Annotated in this window: 11 protein-coding genes and 1 tRNA gene; 11 read left to right on the top strand and 1 reads right to left on the bottom strand. The window is 55.9% G+C overall.

The window, feature by feature from the left end; all coding sequences use genetic code 11:
- Window positions 1–12 precede the first annotated feature (12 nt).
- Window positions 13–777 (top strand): DUF4892 domain-containing protein, encoded by a 765-nt coding sequence (locus L1F30_RS09740; RefSeq protein ID WP_253355735.1) that lies wholly within the window; start codon window positions 13–15, stop codon window positions 775–777.
- A 62-nt stretch (window positions 778–839) separates the two neighbouring features.
- Here L1F30_RS09740 and folE read toward each other — a convergent pair whose 3' ends face one another.
- The gene (gene folE / locus L1F30_RS09735) at window positions 840–1,379 is read right to left on the bottom strand and encodes a GTP cyclohydrolase I FolE (protein WP_253355733.1); all 540 of its coding nucleotides are present in this window, start codon (window positions 1,377–1,379) and stop codon (window positions 840–842) included.
- 158 nt (window positions 1,380–1,537) lie between these two features.
- Between folE and prmB the strand changes: the two genes are divergently transcribed.
- The 10 genes from prmB (at window position 1,538) to L1F30_RS09685 (ending at window position 12,945) form a co-directional block, all read left to right on the top strand.
- The gene (gene prmB / locus L1F30_RS09730; protein WP_253355732.1) at window positions 1,538–2,455 is read left to right on the top strand and encodes a 50S ribosomal protein L3 N(5)-glutamine methyltransferase; all 918 of its coding nucleotides are present in this window, start codon (window positions 1,538–1,540) and stop codon (window positions 2,453–2,455) included.
- 119 nt (window positions 2,456–2,574) lie between these two features.
- A complete protein-coding gene (gene aroC, locus L1F30_RS09725; protein WP_253355730.1) occupies window positions 2,575–3,669 on the top strand; it encodes a chorismate synthase in 1,095 nt (364 codons plus the stop codon).
- The gene (locus tag L1F30_RS09720) at window positions 3,669–4,838 is read left to right on the top strand and encodes an MFS transporter (RefSeq protein ID WP_253355728.1); all 1,170 of its coding nucleotides are present in this window, start codon (window positions 3,669–3,671) and stop codon (window positions 4,836–4,838) included. Before aroC ends, L1F30_RS09720 begins: the two co-directional genes overlap by 1 nt.
- A gap of 108 nt (window positions 4,839–4,946) precedes the next feature.
- Window positions 4,947–5,879 (top strand): hypothetical protein, encoded by a 933-nt coding sequence (locus L1F30_RS09715; protein WP_253355726.1) that lies wholly within the window; start codon window positions 4,947–4,949, stop codon window positions 5,877–5,879.
- Between the two features lie 30 nt (window positions 5,880–5,909).
- Entirely contained in the window at window positions 5,910–6,689 is a 780-nt protein-coding gene (locus L1F30_RS09710; protein WP_253355724.1) for an amidohydrolase, read from the top strand.
- A 146-nt stretch (window positions 6,690–6,835) separates the two neighbouring features.
- Window positions 6,836–8,980: a fatty acid oxidation complex subunit alpha FadB gene (gene fadB / locus L1F30_RS09705; RefSeq protein ID WP_253355722.1), complete on the top strand. Its 2,145-nt coding sequence runs from the start codon at window positions 6,836–6,838 to the stop codon at window positions 8,978–8,980.
- A gap of 15 nt (window positions 8,981–8,995) precedes the next feature.
- Window positions 8,996–10,174 (top strand): acetyl-CoA C-acyltransferase FadA, encoded by a 1,179-nt coding sequence (gene fadA, locus L1F30_RS09700; RefSeq protein ID WP_253355720.1) that lies wholly within the window; start codon window positions 8,996–8,998, stop codon window positions 10,172–10,174.
- Between the two features lie 120 nt (window positions 10,175–10,294).
- Window positions 10,295–11,701 (top strand): hypothetical protein, encoded by a 1,407-nt coding sequence (locus L1F30_RS09695; RefSeq protein WP_253355718.1) that lies wholly within the window; start codon window positions 10,295–10,297, stop codon window positions 11,699–11,701.
- Window positions 11,702–11,751: 50 nt separating this feature from the next.
- Window positions 11,752–12,705 (top strand): TraB/GumN family protein, encoded by a 954-nt coding sequence (locus L1F30_RS09690; RefSeq protein WP_253355716.1) that lies wholly within the window; start codon window positions 11,752–11,754, stop codon window positions 12,703–12,705.
- A 155-nt stretch (window positions 12,706–12,860) separates the two neighbouring features.
- Window positions 12,861–12,945 (top strand) — tRNA-Leu (locus tag L1F30_RS09685).
- Window positions 12,946–12,986 lie beyond the last annotated feature (41 nt).

Below are 12,986 nucleotides of genomic sequence, written 5' to 3'. Positions count from 1 at the left end.
CAGGCTCGCACTGTGTATAGCTCAGAGGCCCAGGAAAGTAACTATTTATTAATGCTCGGTATTTACCGGCGAATTAATAATGAATGGCGAACCCAAGGTGGTGAAACGGTGAGCGGTAGTGTCCAGCGTAAAACCCTGGAGTTACCTGCCGGCGCCGATGAGCGCGAATTTTTTACCTCCCTTAAAAGCCAAATGCCAAACCGGCGCGAGCTGTTTTCCTGCTCGGGCCTGTTGTGCGGGCCCAGCAATGCATGGGCCAATACCCACTTTGATAGCCGCGTGCTCTACGGGTTAGATGCCCAGCAGCACTATGGTGTGTACGAGTTGGAACAGGCGGGCAAGTTACTCTACGTGGTGATTTATGTGGTGCGCCGGGGCAATGGTAGTGTGATGGCCCAGATTGAAGAAGTGGCACCCGCAAGCAGCGGCGCACGCCTTGTGACGCCAGCAAAATCCATCGGCAATGCCATTGCGGAGCTGGGTTACTTTTCGATTCCGTTGCAATTTACCGATGGGCAAAACCTTGAGGTTGCCGCCGCCCAGTTGCAACAGTTGGTGGATTTTATTCAGGCAGATACAGGCCGGTTTACGCTGGTGGGTCACGACTACAGGCCAGGCACAGATAATCTGGTGGCAGCAACCGAGCATGCAGTGGCGCTGCAGGCGCTGCTTAAATCCCGCGGTTTAAAAAAGCCGGTGGCTGTGTTCAGTGTGGGGCGCAATGCACCGGCCGGGCGTGGTGCAAGCCCTGTACGGGTAGATTTGGTAAGGCAGTAGTTGTGCCATGTGCGCCGCTGGCCAGGCGGCCAGCAGCGATTGGGTAGATGGGGTCTAAGGAATTAGCGCACCAGGCTTAAAAATTCGGTGCGGGTGGCCGGGTCATCCCGAAATGACCCCAGCATGGCAGAAGTTTTCATTACCGAGTTTTGTTTTTCAACGCCGCGCATCATCATGCACATGTGCTTGGCTTCAACAATCACGCCCACACCTTCGGCACCGGTGACCGATTTCACGGTTTCCGCAATTTGCAGGGTGAGCTGCTCTTGAATTTGCAGGCGGCGGGCGAACATATCCACAATGCGTGCAACTTTTGAAAGCCCCAGTACTTTGCCGGTGGGAATGTAAGCCACGTGCGCGCGGCCGATAAACGGCAGCAGGTGATGCTCGCACATGGAGTAGAGCTCGATGTCTTTAACGATGATCATCTCGTTGGAGTCAGACGGGAAGAGGGCATCGTTTACCACGTCGTCCAGCTTTTGGTGGTAGCCGCGGGTAAGGAACTCAAAGGCCTTGGCAGCACGCTCAGGGGTGTCGGTAAGGCCAGGACGGCTCAGGTCCTCTCCGATAGCGGAAATAATGCTTGCGAAATGTTCTTTCATTCAACCTGAGTCCTTGCTGAGTTTCGGGGTGCTTATTATCGTCATTATAGTGACGAGTACCAGTGCTTTACGGGTTCAATCGGCAACTGGATGTTTTTTTACGAAATGGCCACCGTTGGGCTTACAATGGCGGCCGGTTTTACGAGGCGGGAGTTAAGGTGTCACAGGTTAATCCACGAGAAGAGTTGCAGAGCCTGCGCGATTGGGTGCGCTGGGGGGCAAGCCAATTGCTGAAAGCCGAGGTGTTTTTTGGCCACGGCACCGATAACGCCTGGGATGAAAGCCTGCAGCTGGCTCTGCACGTGCTGCACATGCACTGGAGCGAAGACCCATCCCTGCTGGATTGCCGCCTGAGCTATGCCGAGCGCGACCAGCTTTTTACGCTGATCACCCGGCGCATTAATGAGCGGATCCCCGCGGCCTACCTCACCGGTCAGGCCATGTTTGCAGGCTTACCCTTTGTGGTAGACGAGCGCGTGCTGGTGCCGCGCTCGCCGGTGGGTGAGCTTATTGAAAACGGGTTTGAACCCTGGTTAGTGGCGGCCCCAGAGCGCATTTTGGACATGTGCACCGGCAGTGGCTGTATCGGTATTGCCTGTGCCCATGCCTTTGCCGATGCCGAGGTGGTGCTTTCGGATATCTCGCCCGATGCACTGGCAGTGGCCGAGGCCAATATCAGCCGCTTCGGGCTGGAAGAACAGGTGCACACAGCACTTTCAGACGGCTTTAGCGGCCTGGCAGGCCAGCAGTTCGACCTTATTGTGTGCAATCCCCCCTATGTAGATGCCCAGGATTTGGCCACCATGCCACCGGAGTTTTTGTGTGAGCCCAGCATCGGCTTGGGTTCCGGCCACGATGGCCTGGATTTCACCCGCCGTTTTTTACAGCAGGTGGCGCAGCACTTAACCCCCACGGGCCAGGTGTTTGTGGAAGTGGGCAACAGCTGGGTGGCACTGGAGGCGGCATTTCCTGAAGTGCCTTTTACCTGGGTGGAGTTCGAGCGCGGCGGTCACGGTGTGTTTACCTTGAGCGCCGAGGAGATCCGGCGCTATTTCGGGAACCTAACCCAAGCTTGAGGCTTGGCTAGTGTGCAAGCTGCTGCTTGGCTAAAAGTCTGTGTGCTTGGCAATAATTAGAGACTTTCGCGTATAATCCGCGCTCTTTATTGCGACCACCCTGAATTATTGAGAGCGCTATGTCTGGCAACACCTTTGGAAAGCTGTTTACCGTTACCACCTTTGGCGAAAGTCACGGCCTGGCGCTGGGGTGCATTGTGGATGGTTGCCCGCCGGGCCTTGCGCTTACCGAGGCGGATATCCAGGCGGATCTTGATCGTCGCAAGCCTGGCCAGTCGCGCTATACCACCCAGCGCAGAGAGGCCGATCAGGTAAAGATCTTATCCGGTGTGTTTGAGGGTAAAACCACAGGCACCCCCATTGGAATGATCATCGAAAATACCGATCAGCGCTCGAAAGATTATTCGAACATCAAAGACCAGTTCCGCCCGGCCCATGCCGATTACACCTACATGCATAAGTATGGCGTGCGCGATTACCGCGGCGGCGGCCGTTCGTCGGCCCGAGAAACCGCCATGCGCGTGGCCGCGGGCGCCATAGCCAAGAAGTACCTGCGCGAGGTACTGGGTGTGCAGGTGCGCGGCTATTTATCGCAGCTGGGCCCCATTGCCATTGAAAGCGTCGATTTTGCCCAGGTGAGTGAAAACCCGTTTTTCTGCCCGGATGCCAGCAAAGTGCCGGAAATGGAAGCCTACATGCAGGCGCTCAATAAAGAGGGCAACTCGGTGGGTGCAAAAATTACCGTGGTGGCCGAAGGCGTGCCGCCGGGTTTGGGTGAGCCCATTTTCGATCGCCTGGATGCCGATCTGGCCCACGGCCTGATGAGCATTAACGCCGTTAAGGGCGTGGAGATTGGTGCAGGTTTTGCGGCAGTGGCCCAAAAGGGCACAGAGCACAGAGACGAAATGACCCCGGAGGGCTTTTTGTCGAATCACGCCGGCGGCATTTTAGGGGGTATATCTTCCGGGCAGGATATTGTGGCGCACCTGGCGCTCAAGCCCACCTCCAGCCTGCACCTGCCTGGGCGCAGTATTGATGTGCATGGCAACCCCGTGGAAGTGGTAACCAAAGGTCGTCACGACCCTTGCGTGGGCATTCGCGCAACGCCAATCGCCGAGGCCATGATGGCCATAGTGTTGATGGATCATCTCCTGCGTCATCGCGGCCAGAATGGCGCCGTTGAACACCAGATTCCCGACATCGCCCGGCAGTGATGTTTAACACCGATGCCCGCGTGCCCTATTGGCGCATGTCGGGCGTTTACTTTTCTTATTTCGCCCTCGTTGGGGTGTTGGTTCCGTTCTTAAGCCTCTACCTGCAGGCGCTCGGCTACTCCGGTTACGATATCGGCCTGCTCACGGCCACGCTCATGGTTACCCGTATGGTGGCGCCCAATTTTTGGGGTTGGCTGGCCGACAGGCACGGCCAGCGCATGGGCTGGGTAAGGCGCGGTAACCTGCTCGCATTTGTGTGCTTTCTGGGCATTTTTGTCAGCACCGAGTTCTATTGGTTGCTGTGGGTGCTGTTTAGTTTTTCGTTTTTCTGGAATGCCGTGCTGCCGCAATTTGAGGTGGTGACTTTGGCGCATCTGGCCCCCAATACCGGCCGCTATAGCCTGGTGCGCCAGTGGGGGTCGCTCGGGTTTTTCGTGGCCGTGGTGTGCCTGGGTTACTGGTTTGAAGGCGAGCGTATTTTAACGCTGCCGGTGATAGCCGCAGCCTGCTTGCTGGTGATTTGGTTGAGTTCGCTTAAGGTGCCAGAGGCGGCACTCAACACCTGTGGGCGGGCGAGCCGCCCTGTACGCGCATTGCTGCTTACCCCTGCGGTGTGGATGTTTCTGTTGGTGGCGTTGCTTTTGCAGGTAAGCCATGGCCCTTACTACACGTTTTTTAGCATGTATTTAGCGGCTGAAGGTTACAGTGGCGCCGCTACCGGTTGGCTTTGGGCTATCAGTGTGCTTGCCGAAATCGCTTTGTTTTTAGCCATGCACCGGCTGTTGGCGCGTTTTAGTCTTTCGGGTTTACTGGTTGTTGGCGCCCTGTTAACTGCGCTCAGGTGGGTGTGTATTGCGGTTTTTCCCGGCTACTTATGGGTGTTAATTGCAGCCCAGCTGCTGCACGCGGCAAGCTTCGGCCTTACCCATGCGCTGGCCATAGAATGGATTCGCCAGCAATTTGAAGGCGCCGATGGCCAGGGCCAGGCAATCTATTCCGCACTGTGCTTTGGTGGAGGCGGGGCTCTTGGGGCATGGTTAAGTGGTGTTATTTGGGAGCAGAGCCCGGCGGCTACATTTTTAATGGCGGCAATTGCTGCAACCCTGGCGTTGGCCTTAAGTGTGTGCCTGCATCGAATGAACAAACCAGGTGTGGCCGGTTTGAATTAGCAGGCCTTTGTTTGACTACGTATTGCACTCAAGCGCGTGGCGTTTTAATGTGGACATGCACAAAAGCTTGATGCCCATTACAACTCTATAGATATAAAAGGGGCCCACATGAATACATTACTACCCAAGACCGTAATAAAAATGTTTGCACCTTTGGCGCTCTGCGTGTCGGCTATTCCGATGACTGCCGCCGCGAACCAGTGCGCCACTATCAGCTGCGATTGCAGTGCCATTGAGAGCAGCGTTGATGCCGCACTCTGTGAAAAGCAAGAAGCTCAGCTCATCAAAGATTGCAACTTGGCCGAAGGCCTCACCGGCTATTGCCAGATCGCAGGTTTTAATGGCAACCCAATGCCCTTTAACCTGGTACAGCCCGAGGCCGTGCTCGCCGATGAAGACGCCATAGAGCAGGCCCTTGAACAAGTGGATGCCTTTTATTGGTCGGTAAATGAAGATCTTAAAACTTCGTTGAATTATGAAAACAACGGGTCTTACGGCAATGCGTTAGCGGTTTATAAAAACCTGGCTTCATCGCTAGATAGGGTGTACGGCGTCAAGCGCCAGGCCTACCAAAGCTGGCGCGCGCTAGATGATAAAGACGAGGCCGAAGAGGTGGCCGCAGACGCCTATGAAGCACTGGCTGAGCGTGGCGAAGCCCTGTATCTACGGGCGCGTTCCTTGTGGGCTGCGCGCGCGGAAAGCGATGCAAAACTGCAGCGCAAGCGCCAGATTTTGGCAATGAACGTACTGCGCTATGCTGGCAGTGCCTACCAGCAGGCAGCCGAGCTTGCAGCCATCGGCAAAGAGCGTGAAGCCGCCGCCAAACTTTGGGAAACCGCCGCCCAAACCGGCGAGCTCATGCTCTTGTGGCGCCAGCAGGCGAAATCCAAGGCCCAGTACATCAATTACTACCGGCAGCAAACGGTGGCCTCTTGGTACCGTGCAGCCTTGTATTGGGAGCGTATTGAAGAGCCGGAGCAGGCGCAGTTGGCACGCGAAAAGGCCAAGTTATGGAGTACAGAACAAGTCGCTCAGCGCTAGGCTTGCAGCGGGTCACGAGGAGGTAGGTGCGTGAAAGAACGTTTGGCCATCGGCTTGGTGCAGGCCGACCTCGTATGGCAGGCGCCGGCAGAGAACCGTGCGCTACTTGGCGATCTCTTGGCGGAGGGCGCGCTGGGGCTTGATCTGGCGCTACTGCCCGAAACCTTCACCACAGGCTTTACCCAAGCCGCCGATGCCTTCGCCGAGCCTTTTGAAGGCCCCACCCTTGAGTGGATGGCTGATCAGGCTGCCCGTCATCAGCTCACCCTGGCCGGCAGTTATCTGGTAGAAGAGGGGGGGCGCTACTTTAATCGGCTGGTTTGGATGCCGCCCAATGGCGATTATCAAACTTACGATAAGCGCCACCTGTTCAGCATGGCGGGCGAGCATGAGGTGTTTACGGCGGGCAATCAGCGCAAGGTGTTTGAGTGCCAGGGCTGGCGTTGCTGCCCGATGATTTGCTACGACCTGCGTTTCCCCGTGTGGAGCCGTTCGCGCCAGGATTACGATCTCTTGTTTTATGTCGCCAATTGGCCAGAGGCCCGCACCCGCCAGTGGTCGCGCCTGCTGACGGCGCGCGCCATTGAAAACCAGGCATTTGTGGCCGGGGTGAATTGCTTCGGCACTGATGGCGAAGGGTACTCCTACGCAGGTGATAGCCAAATATACGATCCACTGGGCGAGCCCATGGCCGACAACGAAGGCGGTGAAACGCTGTTGCGGGCAGAGCTCTCGGCCTTTCAGCTGGCTCGCCTGCGCGATAAATTTCCGGTATTGGAAGACGCAGACGACTTCACCCTCAAGCTTTAACACACAGCGTCTACACTATTCACCTTTATGGGTGAAAGGTTTATAGTGAATAAAACATACGTTTGAATTAATCTCTAGCAAGGCCTAAAGCATGTGGCTAGCGCTGAGTAACAATCAAAAACCAACACTGAAATTGGAGAGTTTCCATGGTCTATCAAGGCAAATCAGTATCAGTACGCCAGCTGGAAGCAGGTATTGCTGAGCTGTGTTTTGATGCTGAGGGTGAGTCGGTCAACAAATTCGACCTGCGCACAGTGCAGGAGTTGAGCGATGCAATTAGCGCGCTTGAGCAAATGTCAGACCTCAAAGGCGTAATTGCCACATCCGGTAAGGGCGTGTTCATTGTGGGCGCAGATATCACCGAGTTTGGCAGCGTATTCGGCGCCGGTGAAGATGCAGTGATTGGGCACCTCAGCAAAAACAATGAAAACAACAACCGCCTGGAAGACCTGGCCGTGCCCGTAGTGGTAGCCATTAACGGCTTCGCCCTGGGCGGTGGTTTGGAGTTTTGCCTGGCGTGCGATTACCGCGTGGCAAGCCTGGCTGCCAAAGTGGGCCTGCCAGAAACCAAGCTCGGCCTGATTCCCGGTTGGGGTGGCACTGTGCGTTTGCCCCGTATTGCAGGTGTTGATACCGCCGCTGAATGGATTGCCTCGGGTAAAGACCAGCGTGCCGATGCCGCCTTGAAAGCCGGTGTAATAGATGCCGTAGTCGCACCCGAACAGCTGCGTGATTGCGCTTTGCACACTGTGAAGCAGTGCATTGAGGGTAGCCTTGATTACAAGCGCCGCCGTCTGCAGAAAACCGGCCCCATGCCCCTGAACGACACCGAATCGCTCATGGCCTTTGAAACCGCCAAATCCTTTATTGGCGCGCAGGCGGGCAAAAATTACCCGGCTCCCGTGGCAGCCATAAAAGCCATGCAGGCCTCAGCCAAAGCCGGGCGGCAAGAAGCGCTCGCCGCTGAAGCCCGCGCCTTTGCAAAGCTTGCACAAGGCCCAGAGGCTGCAGCGCTTGTGGGGTTGTTTTTGTCAGACCAGCTGATTGGCAAAAAAGCCAAAAGCTGGGAGAAAAAGGCCGACAAAAAAATTGCCCGCGCCGCTGTGTTAGGCGCCGGCATCATGGGCGGCGGCATTGCCTATCAATCGGCCTTGAAAGGCACGCCTATCAAAATGAAAGACATCGCCCAGGCCGGTATTGATTTGGGTTTGTCTGAGGCCTCTAAATTATTAACCAAAGGTGTTGAGCGTGGGCGCATGACGCCTGCGGAAATGGCGCAAGTACTTACGCGCATTGAGCCCTGCCTTTCCTATGACGGTTTTGACCAAGTGGATATGGTGGTTGAGGCCGTAGTTGAAAACCCCAAAGTAAAACACGCGGTGCTCGCCGATGTAGAGTCGCGCGTGGGGGAGGGTGCAGTGCTTGCCTCAAACACCTCAACTATTTCAATTACCCATTTGGCCAAGGCGTTGACGCGGCCAGAAAATTTCTGCGGTATGCACTTTTTTAACCCGGTGCACGCCATGCCGTTGGTGGAAGTTATTCGCGGTGAGAAAACCTCGGATACCGCCATAGCCCGCACCGTGGCCTATGCCAATGCTATGGGCAAGAAAGCCATTGTGGTGAAAGATTGCCCGGGGTTTTTGGTGAACCGCGTATTGTTCCCGTATTTTGCAGGCTTCTCTATGCTGCTGCGTGATGGCGCAGACTTCCAGCAGGTGGATAAGGTAATGCAGGCCTGGGGTTGGCCCATGGGCCCCGCTTATTTACTGGATGTGGTGGGTATAGATACCGCCGCACATTGTGAAACAGTAATGGCTGAAGGCTTCCCCGATCGCATGGGTAAGCATTTTAAAGCCTGCACCGATGTGATGTTTGAGGCCGAGCGCTACGGCCAGAAAAACGGCAAAGGTTTTTACCGTTATGAAACCGACAAAAAGGGCAAGCCTGCCAAGGTGGTAGATGAACAGGCCTACGCATTACTTGCGCCCCATTGCGCCGAGCGTCGCGAGTTTTCCGATGAAGAAATCATCGCGCGTATGATGATCCCCATGGTGACTGAGATGGCGCGCTGCCTTGAAGAAGGCATTGTGGATTCGGTGGCCGAGGCGGATATGGCACTTATTTATGGCTTGGGTTTCCCACCCTTCCGTGGCGGAGTGTTTCGCTGGGTAGACAGTGTGGGTATCGACAAAATTATCGAGATGGCAAAGTCCCATGCAGATCTGGGTGCGCTGTATACGCCTACCGCTGGCATGCAAGCCTTGTCTGGCAAAAAATATTACGCTTAACGCGAGGAATTCAGAGTGAGTTTACATCCTAAAGATGCGGTCATTGTTGACTATGGGCGCAGCGCCATGGGGCGCTCTAAAAATGGTTGTTTTCGCAACGTGCGCGCTGATGATTTATCCGTTGGGGTAATTCAGGGTTTGCTGGCGCGCAATCCGGAGCTTGATCCTTCTGAAATTGATGATGTGATCTGGGGTTGTGTACTTCAGCGCGAAGAGCAGGGCTTTAACATTGCGCGCAACATCGTGCTGCGTGCGGGCTTGCCGCACACTATTCCCGCACAAACGGTGAACCGTTTGTGCGGCTCTTCCATGAGTGCGCTGCACACGGCGGCGGTAAATATTCGCGCAGGCCAAGGCGACGTTTACCTGGTGGGCGGTGTTGAGCACTTGGGCCATTTGCCCATGTACGAATCTGTAAATCCGAACCCGCTACTGGGCCTTTCGGTAGCCAAAGCCGCCGGCAATATGGGCATGACCGCTGAATATTTATCGCTGCTACACGGCATCAAGCGTGAGCAGATGGATGCCTTCGGCGCACGCTCTCATCAGTTGGCCGCCAAGGCAACGGCTGAGGGTATTTTTGCGCGCGAAATTATTCCGGTGGCCGGCCACGACAGTAATGGCTTCCCGGTAATGGTGGCGCAAGATGAAACCATTCGTCCGGAAACCACAGTTGAAACCCTGGCGCAGTTGCGCCCGGTATTCGACCCGCGTAACGGCACGGTAACGGCGGGCACCTCCTCGCAGTTGTCAGATGGTGCCTCTGCCATGCTGGTAATGTCTGCCGAGCGTGCGCAGGCCTTGGGTTTAACGCCCATCGCGCGCATTACCTCCATGGCGTTGGCAGGGGTAGACCCAAGCATTATGGGTTATGGCCCTGTGCCATCAACGGAGAAGGCGCTCAAGCAGGCCAACCTCACCATGGATGACGTGCAAGTGGTAGAGCTGAACGAAGCCTTTGCGGCACAGGCATTGCCCGTGCTGAAAGACCTGAACCTGCTGGATGTCATGGACGACAAAGTTAATCTCTACGGCGGCGCTATAGCACTGGGCCACCCCTTTGGCTGCTCCGGTACGCGCATCACCGGCACCTTGCTCACGGCCATGGCCAATAAAAACGCGGCAATTGGCGTATCGACCATGTGCATCGGTTTAGGGCAGGGCATCACCACCGTTGTGGAGCGCTTAGCCTAGGCGTTGTTTACTCGCTGTATGAAGGGGGCCTTGGCCCCTTTTTTTATGGCCGCTCTTACGCTGCAAGGGCGCAAGGGCATCTGGTACACTGCGCTTTTTCACGGGCTTGAGTAGTAACGCGTGCGTAAAATCATTGAACTCACAGAAGGGCAAGATGCCATTGCCTGGCTACTGGCCCAGCCAGAGCTTGAAGATGGCTGTTACGGTTTTGTGATGCGGCACAGGCAATACTATTTGGCAGGTGAGCCGCCTATTGTGTTGCAGGCTTACATTGAAGTGGAGGCTGCTCGGGCGGTGGCGTTGTGTGTGCTGCCAGAAGCTGCCGCAGTGAAATTGGGTGCTCCCGGTTCGCCACTGGGCCTCTGGTGCCAAAACGCTGCTATCGCTTGCATCGATTTGAAGGCACCTTTCACCCTGTCCACTGTAGATATTCCCAAACCTTGGGGGCGTGAGGTGTGGTTTACGGGCATAGAGCAGCGTGGGCAATGCGGTGTGCAAGATGCTCATGGGCGCACCCTTACGCTGCCTTGGTTGTTAGCGTTTTTGCCGGATTGGTTGGGTACCGGCTACCCGCAAGCAATCACCTTGTTAAAAATTCTAGACCCGTTGCCTGAGCCGGTGTTTGGCGATCTCTACTTCGAGATGCATGAAAAAAAGCAAGAAGTGTATGTTGTCACCCGCGTGGACGAGCGTGCCTGGCCCGAGGGCGTGGGCGGTATTCGGTTTGGATTTAACCAGCAAAAGCGCTCAGAATTTTCCTCAGACGATGCCTTCCGCAAAGCCTATCTCGCGGCCGTGCACGCCTATCGTGCTTGCCGAGATGAGATAGACCACAAGATTGATATTTTACGCGCCCGTGATGGCGTGGCACTTGATGCCGCGGTGCCGGCTGCCCAAACCAAGGCCTGGCAAGCCGAATTGCCCGAAGCGTTAAAGCAACAAGAGCTGCGGCTGCGGGAAACCCTAGACAGCTTTGCCGCAGTGCTGCCGCTTAAGGTTGGCGATGTGGTAAAGGTGCCTTGTTTTACGCCCCATTCATTGTTGCACGGTGTTACCACCGTAGAATTCCAGACCCCGGTTTACGAGCGAAAAATATTATCCTTTGCGCAAAAAGTCTTAACCCAACCCCATTGGGATACCGAGGCCGCGCTGGAAGTGGTTAATTTGGACGCACCGGAAAATACCCCCTTGCCTGTGCTTCCCGCCCCGGCTGGATGTAGCCGCGAGCAAGTGGTGGCGTTCGATGATTTCTCCGTTGAGCGCTGGCAACTGCCACGGCGTGCGCGCGTTGAATTGCGCGAGGTGGTTGCGTGTTCAGGGCGGGCGGGCAATTCGGCTAATTCCTATGTGTTAATCATGGCGTTGCATGAAGGGGTTTCCGTGGGGGGGCGGCCCATCGCGCCCGGCCAGGCGGCACTTGTGCCAGCTGCACTTAACGACATTATTTTGGCCTGTGACGCACCAACCGCCGAGCAGGTGACCTGCCTGATTTCAATTCCGGGCCCGTCCCAATCTGTAGCATGCTGATGCAGCCTAACGCCCGCGCCGGCTTGAGGTTCTTTGCGCGATTAATTGAGATGAAAAGCCGCCGCCGTGCGCTGTGGTTTTATGTGCTGCTGGGTGTTGTTGGATGCTGGGCGCAATCGAGCGCGCATGCTGCAACTGTCGCTGTCGCTGTAACGGATGAGCCCGCCGGCGCTCGGCGCTCGGCAAACCCCTTGTTTTGGCGTGCAGAAGGCCCTGAGGGTGCGCAATTGTTTTTGCTGGGCTCTGTGCACGTGGGGCAGCCGGCTTTTTATCCCTTAGGCGGCACCATAGAGCAAGCCTTTCGGCGTGCAGACACCTTGGTGGTTGAGCTGGACATTGTGGATTTGGATCATACCGCAGTGGCGCGTACTGTGGCGGCCCTGGGTTTGTATGCGCCCGGATCAACCGATATTTCAAGCAGCCTGCCGCCAGATCTTCACGCAAAACTTTCCGGTTATTGCGAACGTTTTGTGGGTGTTTGCCCAGCAGCTGATGTGCGCGCCCGCATGAAGCCTTGGCTTTTGTCCTTACACATTACCCAGCAATTAATTAATGCAGGCCAATACCGCAGCGAGTACGGCGTTGATCGATACTTTCTAAACCGCCGTGGTGAAAAAGCGGTGGTTGCACTAGAGACCTTTGAAGATCAGGCACAATCTTTTGCGCAATTACCCATGGCCACACAGGCGGTATTGCTGGAGCAAACCCTGCTTACGCCCCATGCATCCATGCAGGCTGTAGAGGCGTTGGTGGGTGCCTGGCGGGCCGGTGATGCGGCAGGCCTTGCCAAGGCTGTACTTGAGCCTATGCAATCAAGCCAGGCGGCACTGCCCTTGTACGAAGCGCTAATCCTTAAGCGCAACCGGCAAATGGCCAAGCAGCTGCTGGCGCTGGGCACGCCCGGGCGCCAGGTATTTGTGGTGGTGGGAGCGGGCCACCTGATTGGTGCCCACGGGCTGCCAAGGCTCTTGGCCACACAGGGTTTCAAGCTCAGTGCGCTTTAATTTAACGGTGTGTTGAACCGCGCATTCGACTGTGGCACAATCAGCACCCCTTGAGCGCGACCACTGGTTTATTTTTATAATTAATCCAGTAAAAACAAAGAGTTAGCGCAAGTTTTGACCAGTTTGGGCTTCTTCAGTCAGTCTGAACTAACCATGCGAAAGTGGTGAAATTGGTAGACACGCTGGATTTAGGTTCCAGTGCCGCAAGGCGTGAGAGTTCGAGTCTCTCCTTTCGCACCATATTGAGATACCGGGATGCGTGCGCATCCTCCCAGATTTCA

It is taken from the genome of Simiduia sp. 21SJ11W-1 (assembly GCF_024138675.1).
In the GTDB taxonomy this organism is placed as follows: Bacteria; Pseudomonadota; Gammaproteobacteria; order Pseudomonadales; family Cellvibrionaceae; genus Simiduia.
Note: the sequence above shows the minus strand (reverse complement) of the source record. Positions and strands in the feature narration are given on the sequence as shown.

What these genes read in the sequence shown, in the direction of transcription:
- folE (WP_253355733.1), bottom strand. Translation starts at nt 1,379, where the DNA reads ATGAAAGAACATTTCGCAAGCATTATTTCCGCTATCGGAGAGGACCTG.
- aroC (WP_253355730.1), top strand. Translation starts at nt 2,575, where the DNA reads ATGTCTGGCAACACCTTTGGAAAGCTGTTTACCGTTACCACCTTTGGC.
- L1F30_RS09720 (WP_253355728.1), top strand. Translation starts at nt 3,669, where the DNA reads ATGTTTAACACCGATGCCCGCGTGCCCTATTGGCGCATGTCGGGCGTT.
- L1F30_RS09715 (WP_253355726.1), top strand. Translation starts at nt 4,947, where the DNA reads ATGAATACATTACTACCCAAGACCGTAATAAAAATGTTTGCACCTTTG.
- fadB (WP_253355722.1), top strand. Translation starts at nt 6,836, where the DNA reads ATGGTCTATCAAGGCAAATCAGTATCAGTACGCCAGCTGGAAGCAGGT.
- L1F30_RS09690 (WP_253355716.1), top strand. Translation starts at nt 11,752, where the DNA reads ATGAAAAGCCGCCGCCGTGCGCTGTGGTTTTATGTGCTGCTGGGTGTT.